This is a genomic window from Nocardia sp. NPDC058633, assembly GCF_042717045.1.
In the GTDB taxonomy this organism is placed as follows: domain Bacteria; phylum Actinomycetota; class Actinomycetes; order Mycobacteriales; family Mycobacteriaceae; genus Nocardia.
The window spans coordinates 116,517-142,798 of sequence record NZ_JBHXRA010000011.1; the positions used below are offsets into that span (position 1 = coordinate 116,517).

Genomic DNA, 26,282 nt, shown 5'->3' on the forward strand with positions numbered 1-26,282 from the left:
GACTCCGCTGCCGCCGCGCCCGAGTTCGCGGATCGTCATCGGATGTGTTGCGTCCGTTTCGTGGGGTGCCACTGTGCCGTCGCCCACACGCGGCGGGGTTGACCAGGGCAGACTTGTACTATTGATCAGATGCGCGGATTCCGGCGCGGGGGTGTCGGATATCCGGGAATGCGACAAATTGAGGCCGTATGGTCGGTTTTGAAAAAGGTCGCATTCGCATAACAAAACAATCTTTCAGTCTGAAAAGGATGGCTGAACCAGTTCGTGAATCCTGAAAATCTTCTAAGATCGAGTTCGGTGACCACCAAGCTCGCATCGCCGCGGGCAGCGATATTTGTTGCCGAGGAGTCGTCGTTGAGCGCCAGTCGTGAACTAACAGAAATTTCGCTTCGGCCCGCCGTCTGCGATGCCGTCGAACAAGCCGCCGCCAGCTCGGATGCCACCGGTGTTCGGGCGCTGCGGGTGTTGCTGCACGCCGGGCTCAGCACCTATTGGCCATTGGTGAAAGCCGCGCCCACCCGGCGAATTGCCGCGTACGAGGCCGCGTTGGAGACTTTGCGTCAGCGATGGACGCCCACGGGCGACACCATCGGCGATCCGACCGCCGTGGCGATGTTCCGGGAGATGGACAACGAGGCCGCCGATTTCCTCTCGATGTGCGCCCGCCTGTCCGGTACCCAGTGGCTGGAGCCGGTCGATTCGGTGGCGGGCTACCTCGTCTCGGTATTCCACGGCTCGGTGTTGCGCTGGCTCGCCGACGGCAACGACGAGACCATCCTCGTGGTGATCGACGACCTGGTCGGTTGTCTGACGCTCAAGGCTGTCGAAGGCTGATCCGCGTCGTACTGGACGATTGACCAAATAGGTGGTTCAGTAGTCGAGTGACCCAGACGACATCGCTGCACCATCTGCACGCGGCGACCGCGGAGCTCGACCCGCCGCTGGCCGCCGTCGACCTGACCACGCTCGACCGCAACGCCGCCGACCTGGTTCGCCGTGCGAACGGCGTCGCGGTACGGGTGGCCAGTAAATCGGTGCGCTGCCGCGCCGTGCTCGAGCGCGTACTCGGCGACGGTCTCACCGCCCGCGACGGTTTCGCCGGGATCATGGCCTACTCCCTGCGTGAGGCCATCTGGCTGGTCCGCCTCGGCGCCCGCGATGTCCTGCTCGGCTACCCGGTGCTCGACCGTGCGGCTTTGGCCGAACTCGCCACCGCCCCCACCCTGCTTGAAGCGATCACGCTGATGATCGACGATGTCGCTCAACTCGAACTCACCCGCGCCGCGCTGGGCACCGACCTGGTTCACCCGCGCGTCTGCCTCGATGTCGACGCCGCCCTGCGCATCGGACCGCTGCACCTGGGGACGCGGCGTTCGCCCGTGCGCACTCCCGAGCAGGCCGACGAACTCGCTGCCGAGGCGTTGCGACGCGGGTTCGATGTGGTCGGCGTGATGACCTACGAGGCACAGATCGCCGGTCTGCCCGACAGCAATCCGGCGGTGCGTGTGGTGAAACGGTTGTCCGCCATCGAGATCGGGCGCAGGCGCACCCGGGTACTCGACGCGGTCCGCGCGGTGACGGGGCCGTTGCAGATCGTCAACAGCGGCGGCACCGGCTCGATCGAGGTCTCGATCACCGATCCCGATGTCACCGAGGTGACCGCCGGTTCCGGCCTCTACGTACCCACGCTGTTCGACCACTACCGCTCGTTCACCCCGCGCCCCGCGCTGTTCTTCGCCACCCCGGTGTTGCGCAAACCGACCCCGACCATCGCCACGGTCTTCGCGGGCGGCTACATCGCGTCGGGTCCCGCGGGCCCCAACCGCGTTCCGGTCCCGGTCTGGCCCGCCGGTCTGAAGCTGCTCGGCTCCGAAGGCGCGGGGGAGGTCCAGACGCCTCTGGCCGGCGGCGCGGAACTCGAGATCGGCGACCGCGTCTGGTTCCGCCACGCCAAGGCGGGCGAACTGTGTGAACGCTTCGCCGAGATCCACTTGATCGACGAATCCGGTTCGCGCACAACAGTTCCCACCTACCGCGGCGAAGGTCAGTGCTTCGGCTGAGGTCGATCGAGAACCCCGATCACCGGGGCGAGGCACCCACTGACGTGGCCGGGCTGCTGGGAAGCCGACTCGGTCGGTAGGTGACCGTGGGGTACCCCACCACCGGATCGACGACAACCGTCGCCCTCACCCGATAGACCTGCTCCACCAATTCGGCCGTGATCACCTCGGCGGCCGTCCCGACCGCGACGACCCGACCGCGGTCGAGCACCACCACCCGATCGCAGTACATCGCGGCCAGGTTCAGGTCGTGCAGCGCGATGTAGCTGGTCAGCGGCAGTGCGGCGACCAGGGCCAGAATCTCGAGCTGGTGCTGGATGTCGAGATGGTTGGTCGGTTCGTCGAGCAGCAACTCGTCGGGGTCCTGCGCGAGTGCCCTGGCGATCTGGGCGCGCTGGCGCTCCCCGCCCGACAGCGTGTGCCAACGGCGTTCGGCGTGACCGGCGATGCCGGTGTCTTCCATGGCGCGCTCGACCGAGGTCCGGTCCGCCGACTCGTCACCGCCGAAGACGCCGCCGTGCGGAATCCGGCCGAGCCGGACCACCTCGCGCACGGTGATGTCGAGCTCGGTGTCGGCGTGCTGGTCGACCACGGCCACCCGACGTGCGACCTGACGGCGGCGCAGTGCGCGCAGGTCGGTGTTGTCGAGCAGTACCCGCCCGTCGTCGGGCCGGTCGATCCCGGCGAGCAGCCGCAGCAGCGAGGACTTGCCCGAACCGTTGGGGCCGAGGAGCCCGATCGTCTCGCCGCGCTCCGGGCTGACACTCACCCCGTTCAGCACCGGTTGCCCGCCCCTGGTCCATCCGATGCCCTCGGCGTGCAGCGTCATCGAGTGCCCCGCATCCGGAACATGATCAGCGCGAACGCGGGCACCCCGATCAGCGCGGTGACCACGCCGATCGGAATCTCCGCCGGTGCGAAGACGGTTCGCGCCACGGCGTCGACCCACACCAGGAAGATCGCCCCGGCCAGCGCGGCGACCGGCACCAATCGGCGATGTCCCGGCCCGACGAGCAATCGCGCCGCGTGCGGCAGCACCAGCCCGACGAACCCGATGGCACCCGCGGCACTCACCAGTACCGCGGTGACCAGCGCGGTGATGCCGAACAGCACGATCCTGACCCACCGCACCGAGATCCCCAGCGAGGCGGCGGCACTCTCGCCGAAGGCGAACGCGTCCAGCGCGGACGCCTGCGTCCAGCACACCGCGAGTCCGGTCAGCGTGACCGAGCCGCACACCAGCACATCGGTCCAGTCGGTGCCCGACAGCGAACCGAGCAACCAGAACAGCACGCCGCGGGTCTGTTCGGCGTCGGCGGAGGAGATCACGATGAACGAGGTCAGCGCCGAGAACAGTTGGGTACCAGCCACTCCGGCCAGCACGACCCGCGAGGTGCCGCCACCGGTGCCCGCGGCGAGCAGCATCACCAGCGTGAACGAGAGCAGCGCCCCGCCGAACGCCCCGGCCGACAGCGAGACCGCGCCCGCGCCCAGCCCGAGCACCACCACGGCCACCGCCCCCGTCGAAGCCCCTGAGGAGATGCCGAGGACGAACGGGTCGGCGAGCGGATTGCGCAGCAGCGACTGCATGATCGTGCCGCACAGCGCCAGCCCCGCCCCGCACACCGCGGCGAGCAGAGTGCGCGGCAGCCGCAGCTCCCAGACGATGCCCTCCTTGATCCGGCTGATCCGCGCCTGCCCGATCCCGAGGTGCTCGAACACCACCGCGTACACATCGCGCACCGACAGGTCCGCAGGCCCGAAGGTGATACCGATCGCGATCGACATCACCAGCAGGATCGACCCGACCAACAGATATCCGGCCAGCGCCGCCCCGGATCCGCGGCGTGGCCGGGCCTGGGTCAGCGTGCCCATTCCCATTGCTTCACCGCGGCGGCGACCTTCTCCACGCCGTCGATCGTGCGAATCGAGGGGTTCAGGTCGGCGCCGTTGACCACGATGTAGCGCTTGTCCCGCACAGCGGTGAGGCGCTGGGTGACCGGATTGGATTCGAGGAACGCGATCTTGCTGTCGAGGGCGTCACCGGCGATCTTGCGCCGGCTCAGATCGGCGAGTACGAGGGCGCGCGGATCGCGGTCGAGCACGCTCTCCCAGCTCACCTGCGGCCATTCGTCGGTGGTGTCGGCGAACACATTGGTCGCCCCGATGGAGTCGGTGATGATGCCGGAGGCCCCGCAGCAGCCCGCCAGGTACGGGGTGGCGGTATCGGCGAACCAGAACGCCAACGAGACCCCGGCGGCCCGCACCGACCCGGTGGCCGCGGTGAGTCGCCGCTGAAGTTCGGTGACGAGCTGTTCGCCGCGGTCGCGAACGTCGAAGATCGCCGCGAGGTCGCGGATCTCCTGATACACCGAGTCGATGCGCAGCGGCTCGGTGCGCGCACCGTCGGAGTTCACGCTCTCGTCGGTCTTGCCGTCGCAGTCGGTGGGCGAGAGGTAGGTGGGCACACCGAGGTCGTCGAACTGCCGGCGCTCGGCGACGCCGCCGGGACCGAGGGTGCCGCCGAAGGACGCGGACACGAAGTCGGGTTCGGTGTCGAGCACCACCTCGAAGGACGGCTTGTTGTCGGCCAGCCGAGGCACTGTCGCGTTCGCCTCGGCGAGGTTCGCCCGGACCGGATCGGTCCAGGTGGCGGTGCCGACCATCCGGTCGGCCAGGCCGAGCGAGAGCAGGATCTCGGTGGAACCCTGGTTGAGCGAGACCGCGCGTCGCGGCGGGGCGTCGACGGTGACCGCCCGGCCGCAGTTCTGCAGCGTCAGCGGGAAACCGATTGCGCCGGGCCGAGTTCCGTCGACGGGGTCGGCTTCGGTCGAGCAGCCGAGGGCGAACAGCGTCGCCGTGGTGGTGAGGACGGCACCGAGGTGCCGGAGGGAAATGCGCATGCGGCGCCGAACTCCTTCATCAGGGCCCAGTCGCGGAGCCGAGAAATTCATCGAACTCGATCGGGAGTATTCGGGCTGCGGTCGTCGAAGACCGTCACCGTTGCGCGTCAGCCCCGGATTCACACCGGGTTCCCTCGCCGATCGTGGCCGTATCGACGGCCGCCCACACTGTATCCGTACCGGGCCCCAACGGTGACCGACGTCAGCGCAGCAGTGCGGTGACCTCGTCGTCGTCGAGTTGATGGAAGTCGTCGTAGGCCAGGCCGACGCCGCCGAGATCGATCGGGGTCCACAGGCAGACGAGTTCGTCGCATTCGCGTTCGACCCGGCGGGCCGCCTCCGGCGAGGACACCGGCATCGCCACCACCAGCCGATCGGGCCGCTGCGCGCGCGCCACCCGGCACGCGGCCACCACCGTCGCGCCGGTCGCCATCCCGTCGTCGACGAGCACCACCGTGCGCCCGGCCAGGGGAATCGGTTCGCCGTCACGCAAGACCGCTCGGCGTCGACGGAGTTCGGCCCGCTCGGCCTGTTCCACCGCGTCGAACGCCTCGGCACTCACCCCGCTGCGATCGACGACCTCCCGATTGAGGACCAGCAGTCCGCTCTCCCCGAGCGCGCCCATCGCCAGCTCCGGCTGCCACGGCAGCCCCAGCTTGCGTACCAGCAGCACATCGAGTTCCCCGCCGATCGCCGCACTCACCGCCGCCGCCACCGGCACACCCCCGCGTGGCAGCCCGAGCACCAGCGGGCGGGTAGCCCGCAGGTGCTCGAGGGCCGTGCCGAGAGCGCGGCCCGCCGCCGCGCGATCCGGGTACACCATCGTCTCGAACGCTACTCCGGCGCGGGCGCCTCGGAAATGGTGAAACGACGCAGCGACAGGCTGGGGTTGGCGGTGCGCACCTCGGCCAGCCGCGCGAGGTCGACGGTGGCGGTGAGCACGCCCGGCTCGTCGCCGAGGTCGGCCAGCACCGTCCCCGCCGGATCCACGATCATCGACGCGCCCGCGCCACGTGGCGCGCACTGATCGGCCGCCGCCACATACACCGTGTTCTCGATGGCACGGGCCCGCAGCAGGGTCGTCCACTGGTCGACCTTGGCAGCTCCCGGAATCCACTGCGCGGGGAGCAGCAACACATGGGCGCCCGCTGCCGCGACACGCCGACAACCCTCCGGAAAACGCAGATCGAAACAGGTCTGCATGCCGAAGATCACACCGTCGACCGTGAACGCGGCGGGCGCGACGATCGGTCCGGCGGCCACCACATCCGATTCCCGATGCCCGAACGCGTCGTACAGATGCACCTTCCGATACACCGCCACCCGCGAGCCGTCCGGACCGTGCGCGACGAGCGTATTGCTGATCCGGGTGGCTCCCGGCGCGGGCAACTCGACCACACCGGCCACCAGGAACACTCCGAATTCGGCGGCCAGTGCGGCGAGTCCGGTGGTGAAAGGACCGTCCAGCGGCTGCGCGATCGCGACGACACGTTCGTCCAGGCGAGTCACGGCAAACATCGAGTACTCGGGCGCCACCACCACGCGAGCGCCCGCGTCGGCGGCGATTCGCACGTGTTCGCGCAGGGTCGCCAAATTCGTGTCGGGGTCGGTGTCGGGCGCGAATTGGACCACGGCAATCGCCACCGTCACCGGCTCGAGTTCCTGATGTGTTGACCCGTTCTGCAGTTGCATAGGTCTCACCGTATTCACCTGGTGGTTGGGGCAGCTACCTCCAGGCAGTAAACTGGTGGTCAATGAACACAAATGAGGTCGACAGCGTTCCTGCCGACGACGACAGGCACGACACCGGCCCGACTTTCGCCGATCTCGGCATCGATGACCGCGTGCTCGCGGCCATCGCCGATGTGGGCTACGAGTCGCCGTCCCCGATTCAGGCGGCGACGATCCCCCCGCTGCTCTCCGGCGCCGACGTGGTCGGTCTGGCCCAGACGGGCACCGGCAAGACCGCGGCATTCGCGATCCCGATTCTGATGAATCTGGACACCGCGCAGAAGAAGCCGAGCGCCCTGGTGCTCGCGCCGACTCGTGAGCTCGCCATCCAGGTCGCCGAGGCGTTCGGCAAGTACTCCTCGCACATCCCGGGTCTGCACGTGCTGCCGATCTACGGCGGGCAGAGCTACGGCGTACAGCTGTCGGGCCTGCGCCGTGGCGCGCACGTCGTCGTCGGCACCCCCGGCCGCGTGATCGACCATCTGGAGAAGGGCACGCTGGATCTGTCGCAGCTGCGCTACCTGGTGCTCGACGAGGCCGACGAGATGCTCAAGATGGGCTTCCAGGAAGACGTCGAGCGCATCCTGCGCGACACCCCCAAGGACAAGCAGGTCGCGCTGTTCTCGGCCACCATGCCGGGCGTGATCCGCAAGATCTCCAAGCAGTACCTCAACGATCCGGTCGAGATCACGGTCAAGTCCACGACTCAGACCAGCTCCAACATCACCCAGCGCTATGTGCAGGTGTCGCATCAGCGCAAGCTCGATGCCCTCACTCGCGTGCTCGAGGTCGAGACCTTCGAGGCGATGATCATTTTCGTGCGCACCAAGCAGGCCACCGAAGAGCTGGCCGAGAAGCTGCGCTCGCGTGGTTTCTCCGCCGCCGCGATCAACGGCGACATCGCGCAGAACCAGCGTGAACGCACCATCGGGCAGCTGAAGTCGGGCGGCATCGATATCCTGGTGGCCACCGACGTCGCGGCTCGTGGCCTCGATGTGGACCGGATCTCCCATGTCGTCAACTACGACATCCCGCACGACACCGAGTCCTACGTGCACCGCATCGGTCGCACCGGTCGCGCCGGCCGTTCGGGTGAGGCGCTGCTGTTCGTTGCCCCGCGTGAGCGTCATCTGCTCAAGTCGATCGAGCGGGCGACCAGGAGCGCGCTCACCGAGATGCAGTTGCCCAGCGTCGACGATGTGAACGCCACGCGTGCCTCCAAGTTCGGCGACTCGATCACCGAGAACCTGGCCTCGGACAATGTGGCGCTGTTCCGCAAGCTGATCGAGGACTACGAGGCCGAGCACAACACCCCGCTCGTCGATATCGCCGCGGCACTGGCCGTCGGCGGCTACGACGGTGACAACTTCTTCATGTCGGCGGAGCCGGAGCCCGCTCCGCGCCGCGAGCGTGATTTCGATCGCGACCGTGAGCGCGCACCGCGCCGCTTCGACGACGAAGACCGGGCCCCGCGTCCGCCGTCGTTCAACCGGGAGAACGGCGAAGAACTCGCCACCTACCGGATCAGCGTCGGCAAGCGGCACCGCGTGGTGCCCGGTGCCATCGTCGGCGCTATCGCCAACGAGGGCGGCCTGCGACGCAGCGACTTCGGTCACATCAGCATCCGGCCCGACTACAGCCTCGTCGAGCTGCCTGCCAATCTGCCCAACGAGACCCTGGAAGCGTTGCGGCGCACCAGGATCAGCGGTGTGCTGATCCAGCTGACGCCCGACCAGGGCGCACCGGCGCAGCGGCTGAACGCTCGTGGCCCGCGTCGCGACCGCGAGGCGCGCCCGCGCACCGAACGGCGCAAGCCGCGCACCTGAGTCGTGCTCGAGCGCACCACCCGAGGTCAGGCGCGTGCGCCCGGTCCGCGGGTAGTGCGCTGGTCTCTCGCAACGCTGGTTACAGTGTGGGCGTCGGGTGTGCGTGAACACAGGAGGGCCGCGCTTGTTCGTGTCCGGTGATCGGGTGGTCGGTGCCGTCGGCGATCTCGCGCGCGCGGCGAACTGTGAGTTCGCGGTGTTGCGTGGCATCGACGCCGCCCTCGGCAATCTGCCCGGGGTTCCCGACACCACCGCCGCGCTGGTGCACACGGCCGAACCGTCCGCCGAACTGAGCGCTCACTTCGGTACCCGGCTCGTCCGTATCCCGTCCCCCGAAGTGGTCGGCGGCGATGCGGTTGCCAGGATCGCCGCGCTGACCACGGCCGCGGAGCAGACCGCACACGCCCTGCGCACCGGTGCCGAGGCCGTCTACGGCGCCGTGTTCTTCGACGGTCGATTCGCCTGCGGTGCCGACCTGCTGGTACGCGCGGTCGGCGAACAGAACTACACCGTGCACAGCGCGGTCGCGCCGTCGGCGGTCGGTGTGCCCGGGGTGGCGCCGATTTCGGTTGCCGCGCTGGCGAATTCCTCGGATCACCCGCAGCCGACCGACCGACCGATCGCCGCGGTGTCCCCGGCCGACATCCGCGTGCTGCGTCGCGAATTGGCCGCCGGACGCACACCGTTCGAGCGGGCGGCGGCGTCGGTGCACACGGTCAAGGTCGACCCTGCTCGCGAATCGCTGCGCGCTCGTCTCGAATTCGCGGCGGTCGCGCGGGCGCTCGGCGATGCCGGGACGGGCGTGGCGGCCGTGGCGTACCTCTGGACAGTCGACGGCGTGCGGCGGGTGTCGGCCGAGCAGTTGTCGCCGGTGTACGCGGCGCGGCGCGCTCGGGTGGAGCAGATCATCGAGGACAAGCTGGCGGAATTGCTGCCGGTCCAGTGGGGCGACCCGCGCTACCTGGCGTGCGGTCGGTGCCCCAGCTGCCGGGCTGCGGCGACGAACGCGCGAGACCTGTTGCTGGTCGCGGGAATCCGCCCCACCCAGCGGGCCAGGCTGCGGGAGGCGGGTGTGCTCACGATCGACCGCCTCGCCACCACCGACACACCCGTGCCCGGCCTCGCTCCCCGCACGCTGACGGCCCTGCGCAAACAAGCCGACATCCAGCTCGTGCGTGAACGCACCGGCCGCCCCGCCTTCACCCTTCGTGACGCCACCGCGCTCGGCGCCCTGCCCGCCCCCCGCCCCGGCGACCTCGCCCTGGTCATCGACCTGGACCGGCACGGCGTCATCACCGGCCTCGAACTCGCCGATGCCACCACCATCGTCTTCCGGCCGGTGGTCGCCGGTGTGGATCAGCCGAACAGCGTCAGCTACCGCCCCATCGTGCCGGTCGGTTCGACGGACACCAACGCCGTGGTCTTCGGACCCGCCGGTGTCGAACCCGCGAATCCGGCAGGCTATCCCCGCGCCGATCCGTCCGATGCCGACACCGTCGCTTTCGAGCGCATCGTCATCGACGACGACGGCTCGACGACGGCGCCCGCGCCCGATCCACGGCCCGCCGGTGGCGATGCGCCGCCGCGCAGTCCGGCGTCGCAGGACGGGGGAGTGCTCGAGGAATTGCTGGAGATCATCGCCGAGCATCGGTCGGCGGATCCGCATGTGCGGGTGTACCACTACGGGTCCGATATTCGGACCGCTCTGCTCGATTGGGCGGGCAGGCTCGGAACCGGCGCCGATCTGCTCGACGAGCTGTTGGCCGATCGGGCGCTGGTCGATCTCGCCCCCATCGTGCGCACCGCGCTGTTGATCGGCGAACAGTCCTACGACGCGACGGGGCTGGCCGCCCTGTTACCCGACACACCCGGTCGAGCGGCGACGGTTCTCGGAATCCGCGACTGGTTGCTCGACCGCGCGGCCGACGCGGGAATCGCGGTGCCGGGCACCGGGTTCGTCGTGGCGGAATCCGATGTGCCGCCTTCGCTGCATCCTGGCTCGCTGGAAGCGGCGCTGAGCGAGTTCGCCGCCGACGCGCAGGGGGATTCGTCGCGCGCCGCCGCCCTGACGGCCGCGGTTCTCGGCTATCACCGTCGTGAACGCCAGCCCCGCTGGTGGGCCCATATCGACAGGCTCGGCCACCCGGTCGGCGATTGGGCCGACGCGCCGGGTGTGCTCGTCGTCGAATGGGGCACCGTCGATACCAAATGGCATCGCACACCACAACTTCCGACGATGCGCCGCTACCTCACGCTCACCGGCAGGCTCGGGACGGGCGCCACGCTCACCCCGGGCACGCAGATGGTCACCATCTACGACGGTGCCGCCGCGGCGGGCATGACCCAGACGCTCGGTCGCCGCGCCACCGCGACCGCCACCGTGCTCGGATGCGCCGTCGACCCGAATTTCGACGACACCGTCCGGTTGGAGGAGTTGCTCCCGGCGGGCTGCCCGCCCTATGACGACCTGCCCGCCGCCATCGCCCCCGGCCCGCCCGGCGGGGAGGCAGAGCTCGAGGCCGCGCTGGAGTTCACCGCCCAGGACCTGCTGATGAGCCTGCCGTGGGTGCCGGAGAACGCGGTCTACGACCTGCTGCTGCGCCGCGCACCGCGGCTGCGCGACGGTATGGCGCTGCCACAACCGCACGACGACCTCGGCGCCGTCCTCGCCCACGCGGCCGGTGCGCTCGACGCCTCGTACCTGGCCGTGCACGGCCCGCCCGGCACCGGCAAGACCGGCATCACCGGACGCGCGCTCGAACGGCTCGTCACCCGTCACAAGTGGCGGATCGGCGTGGTGGCGCAGTCGCACGCGGTGATCGAGCGGATCTTCGACGCGGTCGTCGAAGCCGGCCTGCTGCCCGAACTCGTGGCGAAGAAGGACGTGGCCTCGGTCGGCCCCGAGTGGTCGGCGATCGATGCCACGCGGTATCCGCGTTTCCTCGACAATGCCGTCAACGGGTGCGTGATCGGCGGCACCACCGCGGATTTCGTCGACGACCGGCTGATCGCACCCGGCGCACTCGACCTGCTGGTGATCGCCGACGCGGGCGAATGCTCACTGGCCGACACTGTCGCGGTCGCGGTGAGCGCACGTAACCTGCTCCTGATCGGTGACCCTGTCCCCGCCAGGGCGCAGGCGAAACATCCACAGCCGGTGCAGGTCTCGGCCTTGGAATGGCTGTGTGAAGGTGCGACGACGCTGCCCGTCGAACGTGGCTACTTCCTCGACCGCACCTGGCGCATGCACCCCGCGATCTGCGAACCGGTGTCGGCGAGCTGCTACGACGGTCGACTACGCGCGGACGAAGCCGTCACGATGACACGGGATCTGGCCGGGATCGCGCCCGGTGTGAGCACTGTGCTCGTCGAGCACCGGGGCAGCGCCACCGAATCCGACGCCGAGGCGCGGGAAGTGGTGCGCCAGGTTCGGGTGCTGCTCGGCGAGACCTGGACCTCCGACGGCGGAACCCGCAAGCTGCACCCGCACGACATCGTCGTCGTCGCCCCCTATGCCGCGCAGGTGGCGCGGATTCGAACGCTGCTGGCTCGCGCCAAGATCGAAGACGTGCTCGTGGGGACACCCGATCGATTCCGTGGTCGGGAGGCCGCCGTCGTGCTGCTGTCGATGACGACATCGACTCCGGCCGATGCGCCGTTCGGTATGCGAGCCTTGTTGTCGCGCACCGTCATCCACGCCACGCTGTGCCGGGCGATGTGGAAGGCCATCGTTATTCGCTCGCCGCTGCTCACCGAGTATCTTCCGGATACCGCCGAGGAACTCGCCGATCTCGTGGGGTTTCTTCAGCTCGGCTAGTGTTTTCGGAGCGCTGGCGCGCTCGAGCGGGGCCCCTGGTTGCCCCGATCTTCCCTCCCTCCGGGTACTCCTTCGTCGCACCCTCCGGTCAGTCCAGATCGGGGCGGGCCCCTTGATCGCGACACATCAGGACTACTCGGTGAGTGGGGTGACGAGTGGTTCGGGCCGATCGGAAAAGATTTCGGACCGCCGGGTGGGTGGACAGGTGTCCTGGGCCAGAGGTGGTGGGGCGAAGGTGGTTCAGACGCTGCGGAGGAGGCGACGTAACCATTCGACGGCGGAATCCGGTGTGGCGGGGGTGATATCGATGTGTCGGCTGGCGTGGACGAGGTAGCGGCCGTCGCCGGGGATATCGATCCAGGACAGCACGCCCGCGGGTTTCGGGTCCGTGCCTGCCGCGACGAGGATCTGGCCGATGCCGCTGCGGGGGCGCTGCAGGAGTCGGCGAATGCGGGCGGCGTCGGAGGGGCCGGCGACGGGCGCGGTCACCAGGTCGCGGCTGTCCTCGTCGACGCGGGTCGCCGGCGCGGTGATGCGCGGCATCAGGCCGGGGGGCTGGTTCGGGAGTCGAGAAAAGACCTGGGCGGCCAGACGTTTCGTGCTTCCCACCTGGACGTGGACCGAGCCGCCTCGGTCGGGCGCGCTGCCGGGATCCTGGACCGCGAGGACCGCGACGTCGGCGGTGACCGCGCCGAGCATGCGCACCGGCGTCGGCGCGTGGCCGCAGACCTCGACCCGGATCTCCGGTTTCGCCAGCACCCGCAGGGCGGCCGCGAGGTCGGCGTCGAGGGTGCGGGCACACCAGGCCTCCAGCGCGGGTTGCTGGGCGGCGCGCTCGACAGTGTCGCGTGCCGAAGCACGCACGGCGAGCGGATAGGGGATCCGGTCGCCGTCCGTGCGCGCCCAGGTCAGCGCGAACTGGTCCGGGGTGAAATGCCAGTTCACTCCCGCTCGGACCACTCGCCGAGCACCGCGGGGCTGGTCGGCTCCATTTTCCCGATCAGCGCGTTCACCTCGTCGGCGGGCTCCAGATAGGTCGGTTCCTCCTCGAGGAACCGCAAGAACTCGTCTTCCTCGTCCTCGGGCTCCTCCACCGGCGGAGTGGGCCGCGGCCCACCGGACTGCCGAGACTGATCCGCGGCGGCGATCGCCCCGCCCATCATGCCGCCGATGGCGCCCGCGCCCATTCCCGCCGCGGCCTCGCCACCGGCCGTCGGGGTGTCGCGCTCGTGTCGGCTGTCCGTCGTGGCGTCGGCCATCTGGCCCGAAGACGACGCGGCGGCGGTCGAGTTGCCGTCGGCGTCGGCGGACACACCCGTGGTGTCGGACGTGCGGGACGCCGCTGAACCGGGACGATGCCGGCTGCCAGGGGCGGCCACACCGACCGAAACCGGTGATGTGGCAGCCGTTGTCGATGCCGGGGTGGTGCTGGCCGTGGCCGTGGAATTGCTCCCCGGTCGACTCCGACCTGCGACAACGGTCGGGGTCGCGGCAGCCGGGGGCGTCCCCTGCGTCGACGGCGTCGGAACTGCGGCATTGCTCGTAGCCGTGAGTCCGCCGTTGCCTGTCGAGGTCGTGCCTGTGGTGCCGACAACGGTTGCCGCGGGCGTCGTCGCGGCGGTGACGGTGGCCGGTGTGGTCGACGATGCGGCGACCGAGGGCCCGCTCGTCTGCGCGATACCGGTCGACCCCACAGCGCCCGACGGCGCCGCACCGGCTGCGACAGTCGCTGCCTCCGTGGCGATTCCGGTGAACGCGGGCACACCCGATCCGGTGGGCAGGAAGGCTCCCGCGTAGATCGTCTCCATCGCCCGCACCGCGTCGAGCCGAGCGTTCTCGGCCTCACGGGTGATCGTGGCGTTGGTCGCGGCCTGCTCGGAGTCCAGCAGCGCGGCGGCCGGATCGGGTTGTGCCCCATCGGGTTCCGCGATGGCGGCACGAAGGGACTCGGCCGCGTCGCCGGCCTGGCCGAGCCGGACGCCGACCGCCGTCAAGACATCGGCGATGCGCCGACCCGCCTGCTCGAAGTCGCGCACGGCGTCCGAGGCCTGCTGGGCCGCGGTCCCGCGCCAGCCGTCGGCGATGGCGGCCCGGATCTCACCGTGCGCGTTCTCCACACCGTCGCCGAGGCCGGTGGCGGTGGTCAGGAACGTCTCGCTCGCGCCCACCAGGGCCGCCGGATCGAGTTGCCTGACCGCATTGTGGATTTCGGCATGGGAGAGGTTGTCGAAGACCTCGACGACAGGCACGAAGTCGGCGTCGGTGCGGCCGGAAATGCTACGCATCGCCGTCACCGCCGACCTCGATCGCGGCGACCGCGCTCGCCAGTGCCTGATCGGCCTCGCGATAGTTCGCCCCGGCGGCGCGGAACACGGTGGCCAGCTCGCGCGCGGTGCTCGCGTAGGCACGCAGTTCGTCGAGTGCCTGGCTCGCCTTGGTCTCGAAGCCGGTGCGCAGCGCGCCCCCCGAGGCGAGTCCGCCGAAACCGGGGATGACCGCGGTCCGGCTGAGCACCCGCACCTGGGCTTCGACTTCCTCGGCGAGTCGTTCGTAGCGCAGCGCGCACCGTTCCGGTGCGCCGTCGGCGACGAGTACCCCGTCGATCCACAGCCCACCCTCGTCGACGGCTTGGCCGAGAGCCGCCGTATTCGGCAGCCCCGTTCGATTCGGTTGCACCGGTTCCCCCTTCGTCGTTCATCGCACCGCGGTGAGTACCCACTCCGCGATATCGGCCGCCACGCGGTGCTGCACCGGTTCGTGCAACAGGTCGTGGCCGGCGTCGGCGTACTCGCGCAAATCTACCGATCGGTGCCGCGCTGTCCATAGCCGGATTACATCGATCGGTGCGCGCCGGTCGTCCACACCGTGCACCGCCAGCGTCGGGAGTCCGGGCTCCGGTGCGAGGTCGGCGGCGCGGCGCGGGGTGCCGCATACGACGAGTCCGGCCAGTTCAGAGAGATTTTCGCGGGCCAGGTTCAGTGCCGTCACCGCGCCGAGCGAGTGGCCCATCAACACCGGCGCGTCCGGATGATCGGCGCGGACGAGATCGAGAAATATCCCCGCGTCGGTGGTCAGCTCGTCGAGGGTGCCCGGCGCGTCGGGATCACCCTCGCTCAGTCCCTGTCCCGAGGTGTCCAGGGTCCACAGCTCGATCCGCGCGGGACGCAACGCCGCGGCGAAGCGGTGGTAGTGCCCGCTGTGCTGGCCGGTGCCCGGCAACAGCGCGAGCCTGACCACGGGCTGGTCGATGGACCAACGCCGACAGTGCAGTCGTCCACGTTCGCTGTCGAAATAGGGCACGTTCCGATTATCGCCGCTCGGCTGATCGAATTGTCGTGCACGACAGTAGTAGTACGTGATAAGTGGTGATCCGAACCGCAGGTGGTGTGGGCCGCCCACGGTCGGGCCACAGCCGTTAGACTTCGCGCGTCGAACCGGGTCAACAGAGTCGAGGGTTGCAGATGTTGTCGTTGCGCCAGTGCGTTGTTCGTGCTGTGGTCGGTGCGGCTGTCGTGAGCAGCGTCTCGCTCGGTACCGGCGCTGTCGCGGGGGCCGCCCCGTTGTCGTCGTGCGGACCGGCACACCAGGATGTCGCGATCAGGTCGAGTGTGCCGCTGCTGGACTGGTCGGAGAACTTCGGCATCGACGCCGAGGGCGGCCTCTGGGTCTCGCGGGTCCTGCGCGGCGAGGTGCAGCGCTACGACAGTGCGGGGCGGCTCACCACTACCGTCGCCGTGCCATCGCCCGGTGCGGTCCGGCTCGGCCCTGACGGACTGCTGTACGTGGTCACCGGCAACTCACCGCTGGCCGGTTCCGGCGGCATCGTCCGCTTCGACCCGACGGCCGCGCGCCCGAACCCCGTCGCGTTCGCGACCGGATTCCCCCAGCCCAACGGCGCCGCGTTCGACGCCGACGGCAACCTGTACGTGACCACCGGCAACGGCCTGCACCGCTTGCGCCGCGACGGCAGCGAGGACATGGACTGGTGGGCGGCCGTCGGCATCGACGGGTCCAATGGTGTTGTGGTGTCGGGTGATTCGGTCTACGTCACCGCGAACTTCGCCGGCCCCGACGGCCCGGTCGGTCGGGTGCTGCGACTGTCACGCACCGACCCGGCCGACGCGACCACCGTCGCGGACCTGACCTCCTTCGGCACCCTGCCCGATTTCGTCGACGACCTGGTCGTCCGCGACGGCAACCTGTACGTGACCACGCTGGCAGGGCACCTCGTCCGCGTCGACCCGTCCACCGGCAGCGCCTGCACCGTCGTCGCCACCCAGCCGCTGACCGCGGTCGTCGCCGACCCCGCGGACCCGTCGGCGCTGCTCGCCGGTTCCGAAGAAGGCACTGTCCTGCGCATCCGCCCGATCAGCTGATTTCGACGCCTCGACGCAGTGTGTTCGGCCCCGTCGGGGTGTGTTCGGCCCCGTCGGGGTGTTCGGTCGATACGGGCCGACATAACCGTCGAGGAGACTCGCTCGGCGCCGACGGCTACCGTCGCGCGCATCCCGGGTCGTGGGGGCGCACCGCTGCGCCGCCGGTTTGAAGAATCATCGCGTAGATCGTGGCGGACGTCCGAGAAGTTCGCTCAGCCGCCGACGTTGGTCGCCGCCGGCGGGGCGGGGGGAGCGGGAGCCGGGGCGGGCTGCGGCGCTTCGGCCGGAGCGGGTGCCGGAGCAGGCGCTGGGGCGGCAGGTGCCTGCGGCGCCGGGGTGTCCGAGGAGGGTCCACCCGAGCCAGGGTTGGCGTTCTGGGGCTCGGGGGCGGGCGCTGCCGCGGGGGCTTCGGGGATCGCTGTCGGCAACTCGGGCACGACGAACGTGCCGACGGTCGGCGTCATCACGCAGCGCGCGCCCGGGTAATCGATGGTTCCCCACATGGAGGCGACCACCGTGCCCGCACCGCTGTGCACCGTCTTCGACAGCGACGGCAGGTTGAATTCGGTCTGGTCGTCGAGGCCGACGATGCCGCTCTGCCCGTTGTTGACATTGACCCAGGCCACACTCAGACCCGACGCCAGCGGGACGCCGGTGTGGCGCGGGCTCGCGCTGAAGCGGATGTCGCCCGGCGTCAGGCTCGCCTCGGTGCGCGGGCCGGGTCCTTCGAAGGACGCGGCGGCGATGATCGTGGTGATCGGGCCGTTGCTGCCGCAGCCGAACGTGGGGGCCGCGTAGGTGAAGGGGGTGAACTGCGTCGAGATGTCGCGCAGGGTGTCGGCGCCGACGATCCGGGTGTAGCTGGCGATCGCGCCGACCCCGGCCTTCGCCGTGGCGTCCTCGCCCGCGAGGTGGTTCAGGTGGCTGATCGCGTCGTCGGTGGGCGTCGCGACCGCGCCGGGGGCGAGCAGTGCCAGCGCCCCGATACTCGCTGCGGTGACCGCCGCCGCTCTACCTGCGATGGATCTGCCGTTCACCCGTAACTCCTCGGTGGATACTCGTCGCCGGATAGTCCGGTTCGTCTGGCAACGTACCAGGCCCGCGCGCCGGTCGCCGAGGCGCCGACGGCGTGGCGACGGCGCTGACGCGGGCATCGCGTGTGATGTAGTCGACACCGAGGATTACCGAAGGGTAGGTTTCTCTTCGACGGCTACGAGTGACTGGGAGACCCGTATGAAGTTAGCCCTGTCCCCTGACGAGGTCGCCTTCCGCGACGAGCTCCGGCATTTCTACACGACAGAGATCCCGGCCGACATTCGTGAGCGGGTGAAACACGGCGCGGATCTGTCCCGCGAGGACTTCGTCACCGCGAACAAGATCCTCAACGACAACGGCTTGTGCGTGCCGAACTGGCCGGTGGCCTGGGGCGGCAAGGACTGGACGCCGATGCAGCGCCACATCTGGCTCGACGAGATGCAGCTGGCCTCGGTGCCGGAGCCGCTCACATTCAACGCCTCGATGGTCGGCCCGGTGATCGCGCAGTTCGGTTCCGAGGAGCTCAAACAGCGCTTCCTGCCGCCGACCGCCGCGCTCGACATCTGGTGGTGCCAGGGCTTTTCCGAACCCGACGCGGGCTCGGACCTGGCCTCGCTGCGCACCACGGCGGTGCGCGACGGCGACTCCTACATCGTGAACGGCCAGAAGATCTGGACCACCCTGGGCCAGTACGCCGACTGGATCTTCTGCCTCGTGCGCACCGACCCGAACGCGCCGAAGAAACAGGCGGGCATCTCCTTCCTGCTCTTCGATGTGAAGTCGCCCGGTGTCACCATGCGGCCGATCAAACTGATCGACGGCAGCTACGAAGTCAACGAAGTGTTCTTCGAGAACGTCCGGGTGCCCGCCGATCAGCTCGTCGGCGAGGAGAACCAGGGCTGGACCTACGCCAAGTACCTGCTCGGCAACGAACGCACCTCCATCACCGGCGTCGGCAAGACCAAGGTCAAGCTCGGCCTCGCGAAGGACTATGCCCGCGCGACCAGGACGGGGCGCGGCACGCTGCTCGACGACCCGGTGTTCGCGGCGCGGGTGGCCGAACTCGAGAACGAACTGCTCGCCCTGGAACTGACCCAGCTGCGGGTGGTCTCCAATTCGGTGGAGGGCAAGCCGAATCCGGCGTCCTCGGTGCTGAAGCTGAAGGGCACCGAGTTGCAACAGGCCGCCACCGAACTGCTGCTCGACATCGCCGGCGCCGACGCGCTGCCGGTCGGCGCCGACGACATCGCCTCGCCCGCGTGGGCCCAGCACACCGGGCCCGGCTACCTGAACTACCGCAAGGTGACCATCTACGGAGGCTCGAGCGAGGTCCAGCGCTCGATCATTTCCTCCACGATCCTCGGATTGTGAGGCACTGACATGGAACTCGCACTCACCGACGAACAGACGATGCTGCGTGACACCGTGCGCGAACTGCTGCACCGGTTCTACGACGGCGAGGCGCTGGCCAAGGCCGGCGACACCGACCCGGGGTGGAACCGCACGGTCTGGAAGCAGCTCGCCGACCTCGGCGTGCTCGGGCTGACCATTCCCGAGGAGGACGGTGGCGTCGGCGCGGGCCCGGTCGAGGCGATGCTGGTGCAGGAGGAGCTCGGCCGCGCGCTCGCTCCGGAGCCGGTACTCGACTCGGTGGTGATCCCGGCCGAACTGCTGCGGCTGGCGGGTAGCCCCGAGCAACGGCAGCGGCTGCTGCCCGCCCTGGCGGAGGGAACCACCCTGCTCGCTTTCGCGCACGCCGAGCCCGGGATGCGGTGGCCGTCGACGGAGATCACCACCGCCGCGGCCGCTCAGGGTGACGGCTACACGCTGACCGGGGTGAAGAATCCGGTGCTGCGCGGGGACGTGGCCGACGAGTTGATCGTCAGCGCGATGCTGCCCGGCGGCGGGACCGGACTGTTCCTGGTCGACCCGAATCAGGACGGCGTGCGAGGACGTACGTACCGCACCTTCGACGGTCGCCGCGCCGCGCAGTTCGATTTCGACAACGCGACCGGCGAACTGCTCGGTGACGCTGTCGACGCGGCCGAACAGATCGCCCTGACCCAGGGCTACGCCCAAGCGGCGTTGTGCGCGGAATCGGTCGGGGCGATGGAGGTCGCGCTCACGCTGACCACCGAATACCTCAAGACCCGCAAGCAGTTCGGTGTCACCCTGTCGAAGTTCCAGGTGCTCACCCAGCGAGCGGCGGACTGCTACGTCTCGCTGGAACTGGCTCGCAGCATGAGCTTGTACGCGACGGCGGCGCTGGCCGACGGCGGCAGCGATCCGGCGGTCGCTTCACGGGCACGGTTGCAGGTGGGCAAGTCCGCCGAGCACATCGGGCAGGAAGCCATCCAGATGCACGGTGGCATCGGTGTCACCGCGGAGTATCCGGTGAGCCACTACGTCGCCCGGTTGACCGCGATCGGGCAGACGCTCGGTGGGGCACTGGAACATCGGCGGGAGCTGGCCGATCGGATCGGCGAGTACGACTTGGTGCAGCTGTAGTTCTGGCGACGATGGTGCGTGCCCGGGTCGGGTGCGCACCATCGTCGTGTCAGCCCTCGACGGTGGTCGGAGCCGGGGTTTCGGTCGTCGTTTCCGGGGTCGGTGCGTCGCCGGTGTCGGCCGAGACGACCGATGTCGGGGTCGCGTGGTCGAAGGCCTGGGTCGGCGGATAGTCCTCGGCCGCTTCGTCGTCGCCGACGCGGGGCGGGGTGACGGTGCGGGTCGGGCTCGACCGGGTGGGGATCTGTGGCCTCGTGGTGGTGGTCGGCTCGTCTTCGGTGGTCTCCGTCGGGTGGAGCGTGACCTCGGGCGGGCGGGATTCGGTGGTCGCCTCGGCCGAGGGGGACTCGGGAGCGGGCTCGCCCACGGTCGACGTCTGCGACGGTGAGGTCTCGGTGGAGCTGAGGCTGAACGGTTTACGCGGGGACATGTACGGCGCGATCCGCCAGCTCGGCGACGGTGGGATCGGGATGTGCACCGTCGTCGAGGTGGGCTCGTCGGCCACCCGCGCGGGTGCGGCGGCCAGATCCGCGCTCAGCGGCGGCGCCGGCACGTAGACGTCCTGCTGTCCGACACCGCACGCACCGATGATGATCAGTCCGAGCGATACCGCGCCAACAGCGACCGCCGGACCTACGAACTTGGCCCTGCTGCTATCCATCGCCTGTTACTCCTCGTCGGCTTCGAGATCGCCTCACAGTAGTGCAGGTAGGCCGGATCGGCGCATTTTAAACGTTGCTGGTCCAGATATCGGATTGATCAATTCAGCGTGTCGCGGGGACGTGTCGCGCGCGTTCGGCGTCGCCGAGTCGTAGCGTGTGTGAGCAAAGTTACGCATGAGACGCCCGGCCCGAAACCACTGACGCGCGAAGTGTGCGCGACGCAAGTATCTGATCGGCGTCATCGAGGAGAATCTCATGGGAGCACTCTCGACACCCCGGCTGGAAACCGCGGCGGCGAACACCGATTCGGCCACCGTCGGGCATTTTTCGTCGACACCGCCCGGCAACCGCGCCTTCGCGGTGGTCGCGCGGATCATGGGCTGGCTGTTCTTCATCGGCGGGCTCGTCGGTGCAGGCCTCGGTATCGCGGGCCTGCACGTGGAGATCACCGTCGCCGGGCTGATCCTGGCCTGTACGGCTGGACTCATCCTATTGAAACTGCGCGCCGATCGGGACGCGCGCGAAACAACCTGAGACACCTCATAATTCGGATGCCACCGCGGGTGTGAAGGCTTACCGTCGGTGTGGTGCGCATCGATATCACCAGTGACGCTGCCCGGTTCATGGACGACGTGGAACCGTTCCTTCGTCGTGATCCGCTGCGTCACACCGTGATCGCGAGTTCGCTCGCCAACCTGATCACCGGCAGGTCCGGCGGGATGGCGACGCGGTTCCTGAGCGTCCGCGACGACGCGGGTGTGGTGGTCGGCCTCGCACAGTGCACGAACGGCGCCGTCTATCTCGGACAGACGCCCGCGCACAGCATCTCGGCCGTCGCCGACGCCTTCGCGGCACACGGTATCGCGCTGTGCGGCGTCGAGGGCGACGATGCCGACGCCGCTGCCTTCGCGGCGCACCGGACGAAGACCCACGGTGGCACCTACCGTGAGAAGTTCGCGGTCCGCCTGTTCCGCCTCGGCGCCCTGCGCGTGCCCCACGCCCCTGGCGCACCGCGCCAGGCCACCGTCGACGACACGGCCGTCTGCATCGCGATGACCGAGGAATTCGGCGTGGAAGCCGATGTGCCACACCGGCTCGACGAGACGGCGGTACGCAGGCGGATCGAGGCCGGGTGCTCGTGGTTGTGGGAGCACGACGGGCAACCCGTCACCCTGGTCGCTCGGCACGCGGCCGTCTTCGGCTGGGCCAGGATCGGGCCGGTCTACACGCCACCACGGTTGCGGGGCAACGGGTTCGCGAGCGCCCTCACCGCCACGGTCGCGGGCCGGATTCGCGCGGAGGGCGCCGACGCCTGCCTTTTCACCGACCTGGCCAATCCGACCTCGAACAAGATCTACCAGCGAATCGGCTTCGAGCCGGTGCGCGATTTCGTGCACTACGCGCTGACCGATTAGACCAGCGGTGCGCTGCGCCACCATGCGAGCATCTGGGCCTCGTCGGCGATGAAGCCACGGCTGTACATGAGCATGCTGTCACGGCCCGGATCGCCGTCGAAACGGGTGACCATCCGCGGGGACTTCGGCGGGCTGTCGTGCAGGACGAAATTGGTGTAGGTGCGGTCGGTGTGCGCCGTGGGGCGCGCATCGTTGGCGGGCAGGCCCGCGATCGCTTGCGCGGCCTGATCGGCGGAGGGGTAGAGGAAGAATTCGTAGGTGGCCTTGTTGCCGCCGCCGAAGCAGTGCCACATGACCGACCAGTCGCCCATATCGGCGTCGTCGGAATCACGGCTCGCGGTCGCGCGGTCGTAGGCGAAGCAACCCGCGTTGCCCAGACCCGACCCGGCATGGACCAGGTTGCTCGCCGACGTCTGCGGCACCATGCGGGGGAACGCGTCGCTGAGCCGTGCCGCGTTGGCGCCGATGACCGTGCGATCGGAGGTCGGCGGGGCGGTCGAGGTCAGGCGCTGAGGTGCGGAGGTCGTCGTACTCGCCGACGGCGTTGCGACAGCGGAGGTTTCGAGACCCGGACGACCCGCCACGCCCGCCGCGCCGTCGTCGCCGAGTGCCGTCACGAGAATCCAGCCGAGGAATACCACGGCCGCGATGATCGCCAGCCAGCCGATCGGCGATCCTTCCCAGCGCGAGCTCCGCTTCTTGCCGAGATACTCCTCGGCGACCGACGAGCGCCCGCCCGTCCGCCCGGAACTCCCGGCGTCGCGGGGACGTTGGGCGAGGGCATTCGGCGCGCCGGCACGGTACGGGGACGACCCGCCGGGCCACGAAGTGCCGGGTTGACCGGGCGTCCCAGCAGGCCATGGCGGACCGGTGCTCGGGGCGGCATTCGCTGCCCACTGCGGGCCGTAACCCGCGGGCAGGGGATGGCCGCCCGCCACCCACGGCTGATCGGGTCCGGTCGCGCTCGGCCACGGCGTGTGCGCGCCGGGCGAATTCGGGTCGGTGTGTCCAGGAATCGGGTAACCGGCGCCCGGGGTATAGGGCGAGTTCGGTGGGTAAGTTCTGGTGGGCGCCGAGCCGTGCAGTTGCTGTGGGGCAGCGTGACCGGCCAGTGCCCGCTGTGCGGCCGCGGCGAAGTCGGCGCAGGTGGCGAAACGTTCTTCCGGACGTTTGGCCATCCCTCGGGCGAGGACCGCGTCCAGCGCGGGGGTGATGCCCGATCGGAGGGCGCTGGCTCGGGGCGGGGGTTGCTGGAGGTGGCCCTGGATCACCGCGACGGGGTTGGTGGCGTCGAAAGGGGTGGTTCCGGTGAGGAGGCGAAACAGCGTGCACGCCAGCGAGTACTGGTCGGCGCGGCCGTCGAGGGCGATGCCGGAGAGCTGTTCTGGGGAGGCGAAAGCCAGAGTGGCTGTGAAGGTCCCGGTTTGGGTCAGCTTGGCGGCGTTGTCGTCGTGCAGGCGGGCGATCCCGAAATCGGTGAGGTAGACCCGTTCCCCGTTGTCCACCGGTTCGATCAGGATGTTGGCGGGTTTCACGTCGCGGTGCAGCACACCGCGACTGTGCGCGAAATCCAGTGCCGCCGCGGTTTCGGCGACGATGCGCACCGCGCGGGCCGGGTCGACAGGCGAGGACAGCGACGACGCGTCGGCACCGTCGACGTAGCGCATCGAGATCCAGAGCTGATCGTTTTCGACACCCCGGTCGTACACGGTGACGATGTTCGGGTGCTCGAGCTGGGCCACGAGATCGGCCTCGCGTTCGAACCTGGCCCTGATCTCGTTGTCGAAGAACAGCTCTCGATTGAGCAGCTTCATCGCGGTGCGGCGGGGCAGCCGCGGATGGCGGGCCAGATACACCGAGCCCATGCCGCCACGGCCGAGCAGTCGTTCGATCGTGTACCCGGCGAAAACACCGCCCTCGTCGTGCGTCGACATCAGTTCAGCGGAGCCGAGCGCCACCAGCGCAGCACCTCGTCGGCCGTGCCGTAGCCGTCGGTGTACATCAGGAACTGGGCGCGGTCGGGATCTCCGGTGAACTGCGTGATGATCTTGTTGCCGTTGTCGGTGTACTTGTAGTTGGTGTACTGCTTGCCGCCGTTGCTGTCGGTGGACTTGGTGTTGGTCGGCAGGCCGTCGAGCACCGCCTTGGCATCGGCGGCCGAATCGAAGGCGTAGATGCGGTAGAACGGGTCGTCGCTGTCGCCGCCGCCGAAGCAACTCCACAGATGAACCCAGGCGCCGAAATCGGGCTCGCCGTCCGCGGGCGAGGGGGGATTGCCGCTGTCGGTCTCCCAGCAGCTGGCACCGTTGTACCCGGTGGAATCGTCGACCGTGGCGGGCACGATCCGGCCGAATTCGGCGCTGATGGCATCGGCGCTCGGGGTGATCACCTTGGCCGCCGCCGTGGTCGTCGTCGTGCGGCCGCTGCCCGCGTCGTCGCCGCTGGCCGCGATGCCGATGCCGATCAACAGCACGATCACCAGGATCACCGCGACGACGATGCCGATGATCAGCCCGGTGTTCGACTTCGACGGCGGGCGTTGCCCCTGCGGGTACCGGGTGAAACCGCCGGCCTGTGGCCGCGGCGCGGACGCGTACTGCGGACGCGATTGTTGGGTGTAGGGAGCCGACGCACCGGCCTGCGGCGACTGGTTGATCGGTCGCTGGGCGCCCATCTGGCCGCCGGTCATCGGGCCTTGGGCGGTGCCCATCTGGCCACCGGTCATCGGGCCTTGGGCGGTGCCCATCTGGCCACCGGTCATCGGGCCTTGGGCGGTGCCCATCGGACCGCCGGTCATCGGGCCGTGCGCGGTGCCCATCGGACCGCCGGTCATCGGGCCTTGGGCGGTGCCCATCTGGCCACCGGTCATCGGGCCATGGGCGGTGCCCATCTGGCCACCGGTCACTGGTGCCTGTGTCGCGACGGGATAGGGCAGACCGGTCTGCGGAATCGCACCGCCCGTCGCGGGACGCCCGGCCAGCGGCAACGCCCCACCGGTGCCCGGTCGCGAACCGACGATCGGCACCGCGGGCGCGCTCGGACTGTTCAACGCCGCGATCGCCGCCTCGGCGAAGTCCGAACAGGAGTCGAACCGGTCATCGGGCCGCTTGGCCATCGCCTTGGCGAGCACGCCGTCGAGGGCGTAGGACAGGCCGGGCCGGACACTGCTCAGCGAAGGCGGCGGTTGCTGCAGGTGACCCTGGATGACCGCGGCCGGATTGGTCGCCGCGAACGGTCCCGAACCGGTGAACAGCCAAAACAGCGCGCACGCAAGGGAATACTGGTCCGAACGGTGGTCCAGCGAGGCGCCCGTGAGCTGTTCGGGCGAGGCATAGGCGAGCGTCGCGGTGAAGGTGCCCGTCTGGGTGAGATGGCCGGTGTCGTCACGCAATCGGGCGATACCGAAGTCGGTGAGGTACACCCGTTCGCCGCGGCCGGCGCCCGAGCGGGCGAGCAGGATATTGGCCGGTTTCACATCGCGGTGCAGCACGCCCATACCGTGCGCGTAGTCGAGCGCGTCGGCGGTTTCCTTCACGATCTGCAACGCACGGGCGGGCGGCAGCGTCTGCGGATCCACCGACGCGGCGTCGACGCCGTCGATGAACTGCATCGAGATCCACAGCTGTTCGTCGTCGTGTCCGCGGTCGTAGACGGTGACGATGTTCGGATGATCAAGGCGCGACACGAGATCCGCCTCCCGCTCGAACCGCGCCCGCACCTCCTGATCGAAGAACATCTCGCGATTGAGCAACTTCAGTGCCGTCATCCGCGGTAGGCGGGGATGCTTGGCCAGATAGACCGAACCCATGCCACCGCGACCGAGCTGTCGTTCGATGACGTAGCCGGCGAAAACATCTCCGTTGGCCAGCATGTCTGCTCCACTTCCCGCCGCGCACCGGGACCCACCAGCGCACGCGCGTACAGCATAAAAGCCGCGGCCGAGGTTGCC

The 26,282-nt window shown here is 69.3% G+C and carries 22 protein-coding genes and 1 riboswitch; of the genes, 9 read left to right on the plus strand and 13 right to left on the minus strand.

Annotated features, from left to right (window positions below; genetic code table 11):
• The first annotated feature begins 297 nt into the window (after positions 1-297).
• Both ACFWUR_RS16610 and ACFWUR_RS16615 read left to right on the plus strand, forming a co-directional pair.
• Entirely contained in the window at positions 298-834 is a 537-nt protein-coding gene (locus ACFWUR_RS16610) for a TetR family transcriptional regulator (protein ID WP_378907746.1), read from the plus strand.
• Positions 835-881: 47 nt separating this feature from the next.
• The gene (locus tag ACFWUR_RS16615) at positions 882-2,060 is read left to right on the plus strand and encodes an amino acid deaminase/aldolase (protein WP_378907748.1); all 1,179 of its coding nucleotides are present in this window, start codon (positions 882-884) and stop codon (positions 2,058-2,060) included.
• A 19-nt stretch (positions 2,061-2,079) separates the two neighbouring features.
• On the opposite strand, the gene ACFWUR_RS16620 is transcribed toward ACFWUR_RS16615, so the two are convergent.
• The 5 genes from ACFWUR_RS16620 to ACFWUR_RS16640 all read right to left on the minus strand — a co-directional run bounded on the left by ACFWUR_RS16620 (position 2,080) and on the right by ACFWUR_RS16640 (position 6,655).
• On the minus strand, positions 2,080-2,889 hold the full coding sequence (locus ACFWUR_RS16620; protein WP_378907751.1) for an ABC transporter ATP-binding protein: 810 nt from the start codon (positions 2,887-2,889) through the stop codon (positions 2,080-2,082).
• A complete protein-coding gene (locus ACFWUR_RS16625) occupies positions 2,886-3,941 on the minus strand; it encodes a FecCD family ABC transporter permease (RefSeq protein WP_378907754.1) in 1,056 nt (351 codons plus the stop codon). Before ACFWUR_RS16625 ends, ACFWUR_RS16620 begins: the two co-directional genes overlap by 4 nt.
• A complete protein-coding gene (locus ACFWUR_RS16630) occupies positions 3,923-4,963 on the minus strand; it encodes an ABC transporter substrate-binding protein (RefSeq protein ID WP_378907756.1) in 1,041 nt (346 codons plus the stop codon). Before ACFWUR_RS16630 ends, ACFWUR_RS16625 begins: the two co-directional genes overlap by 19 nt.
• Positions 4,964-5,006: 43 nt before the next feature.
• Positions 5,007-5,143, minus strand: a riboswitch (cobalamin riboswitch).
• Positions 5,144-5,165: 22 nt separating this feature from the next.
• Positions 5,166-5,786, minus strand: coding sequence for a phosphoribosyltransferase (locus ACFWUR_RS16635; protein ID WP_378907758.1), 621 nt, complete (start codon positions 5,784-5,786; stop codon positions 5,166-5,168).
• A gap of 11 nt (positions 5,787-5,797) precedes the next feature.
• Positions 5,798-6,655: a carbon-nitrogen hydrolase family protein gene (locus tag ACFWUR_RS16640; protein WP_378907761.1), complete on the minus strand. Its 858-nt coding sequence runs from the start codon at positions 6,653-6,655 to the stop codon at positions 5,798-5,800.
• Positions 6,656-6,717: 62 nt separating this feature from the next.
• On the opposite strand from ACFWUR_RS16640, the gene ACFWUR_RS16645 reads away from it, so the two are divergent.
• Both ACFWUR_RS16645 and ACFWUR_RS16650 read left to right on the plus strand, forming a co-directional pair.
• Entirely contained in the window at positions 6,718-8,520 is a 1,803-nt protein-coding gene (locus ACFWUR_RS16645) for a DEAD/DEAH box helicase (RefSeq protein WP_378907762.1), read from the plus strand.
• A gap of 130 nt (positions 8,521-8,650) precedes the next feature.
• A complete protein-coding gene (locus ACFWUR_RS16650) occupies positions 8,651-12,337 on the plus strand; it encodes an AAA domain-containing protein (RefSeq protein ID WP_378908009.1) in 3,687 nt (1,228 codons plus the stop codon).
• Positions 12,338-12,577: 240 nt separating this feature from the next.
• On the opposite strand, the gene ACFWUR_RS16655 is transcribed toward ACFWUR_RS16650, so the two are convergent.
• The 4 genes from ACFWUR_RS16655 to ACFWUR_RS16670 are packed head-to-tail and all read right to left on the minus strand — an operon-like array spanning position 12,578 to position 15,637.
• On the minus strand, positions 12,578-13,297 hold the full coding sequence (locus tag ACFWUR_RS16655; RefSeq protein WP_378907765.1) for an ESX secretion-associated protein EspG: 720 nt from the start codon (positions 13,295-13,297) through the stop codon (positions 12,578-12,580).
• Positions 13,279-14,622, minus strand: a complete 1,344-nt coding sequence (locus ACFWUR_RS16660; protein WP_378907767.1) for a WXG100 family type VII secretion target — start codon at positions 14,620-14,622, stop codon at positions 13,279-13,281. The genes ACFWUR_RS16655 and ACFWUR_RS16660 overlap by 19 nt, the downstream gene beginning before the upstream one ends.
• Positions 14,615-15,013 (minus strand): hypothetical protein, encoded by a 399-nt coding sequence (locus tag ACFWUR_RS16665; protein WP_378907769.1) that lies wholly within the window; start codon positions 15,011-15,013, stop codon positions 14,615-14,617. Before ACFWUR_RS16665 ends, ACFWUR_RS16660 begins: the two co-directional genes overlap by 8 nt.
• An 18-nt stretch (positions 15,014-15,031) precedes the next feature.
• On the minus strand, positions 15,032-15,637 hold the full coding sequence (locus ACFWUR_RS16670) for an alpha/beta hydrolase (RefSeq protein WP_378907771.1): 606 nt from the start codon (positions 15,635-15,637) through the stop codon (positions 15,032-15,034).
• A 212-nt stretch (positions 15,638-15,849) separates the two neighbouring features.
• Between ACFWUR_RS16670 and ACFWUR_RS16675 the strand changes: the two genes are divergently transcribed.
• Positions 15,850-16,713 (plus strand): SMP-30/gluconolactonase/LRE family protein, encoded by an 864-nt coding sequence (locus tag ACFWUR_RS16675; RefSeq protein ID WP_378907774.1) that lies wholly within the window; start codon positions 15,850-15,852, stop codon positions 16,711-16,713.
• A 212-nt stretch (positions 16,714-16,925) separates the two neighbouring features.
• On the opposite strand, the gene ACFWUR_RS16680 is transcribed toward ACFWUR_RS16675, so the two are convergent.
• A complete protein-coding gene (locus ACFWUR_RS16680; RefSeq protein ID WP_378907776.1) occupies positions 16,926-17,750 on the minus strand; it encodes a hypothetical protein in 825 nt (274 codons plus the stop codon).
• A 196-nt stretch (positions 17,751-17,946) separates the two neighbouring features.
• Between ACFWUR_RS16680 and ACFWUR_RS16685 the strand changes: the two genes are divergently transcribed.
• Both ACFWUR_RS16685 and ACFWUR_RS16690 read left to right on the plus strand, forming a co-directional pair.
• Positions 17,947-19,119: an acyl-CoA dehydrogenase family protein gene (locus ACFWUR_RS16685; protein ID WP_378907778.1), complete on the plus strand. Its 1,173-nt coding sequence runs from the start codon at positions 17,947-17,949 to the stop codon at positions 19,117-19,119.
• 9 nt (positions 19,120-19,128) lie between these two features.
• A complete protein-coding gene (locus ACFWUR_RS16690; RefSeq protein ID WP_378907780.1) occupies positions 19,129-20,256 on the plus strand; it encodes an acyl-CoA dehydrogenase family protein in 1,128 nt (375 codons plus the stop codon).
• A 49-nt stretch (positions 20,257-20,305) separates the two neighbouring features.
• Here the strand turns inward: ACFWUR_RS16690 and ACFWUR_RS16695 are convergent, their stop codons facing one another.
• Positions 20,306-20,917 (minus strand): hypothetical protein, encoded by a 612-nt coding sequence (locus ACFWUR_RS16695; RefSeq protein WP_378907783.1) that lies wholly within the window; start codon positions 20,915-20,917, stop codon positions 20,306-20,308.
• Positions 20,918-21,173: 256 nt separating this feature from the next.
• On the opposite strand from ACFWUR_RS16695, the gene ACFWUR_RS16700 reads away from it, so the two are divergent.
• Positions 21,174-21,452: a hypothetical protein gene (locus tag ACFWUR_RS16700; protein WP_378907785.1), complete on the plus strand. Its 279-nt coding sequence runs from the start codon at positions 21,174-21,176 to the stop codon at positions 21,450-21,452.
• A gap of 53 nt (positions 21,453-21,505) precedes the next feature.
• Positions 21,506-22,333 (plus strand): GNAT family N-acetyltransferase, encoded by an 828-nt coding sequence (locus ACFWUR_RS16705; RefSeq protein WP_378907788.1) that lies wholly within the window; start codon positions 21,506-21,508, stop codon positions 22,331-22,333.
• Here ACFWUR_RS16705 and ACFWUR_RS16710 read toward each other — a convergent pair.
• Both ACFWUR_RS16710 and ACFWUR_RS16715 read right to left on the minus strand, forming a co-directional pair.
• Positions 22,330-24,267 carry a protein kinase gene (locus ACFWUR_RS16710; RefSeq protein ID WP_378907791.1) on the minus strand — a complete coding sequence of 646 codons (1,938 nt, stop codon included), beginning with the start codon at positions 24,265-24,267 and terminating at the stop codon, positions 22,330-22,332. The genes ACFWUR_RS16705 and ACFWUR_RS16710 overlap by 4 nt on opposite strands.
• A complete protein-coding gene (locus ACFWUR_RS16715; RefSeq protein WP_378907793.1) occupies positions 24,267-26,204 on the minus strand; it encodes a serine/threonine protein kinase in 1,938 nt (645 codons plus the stop codon). Before ACFWUR_RS16715 ends, ACFWUR_RS16710 begins: the two co-directional genes overlap by 1 nt.
• Between the last annotated feature and the right edge of the window lie 78 nt (positions 26,205-26,282).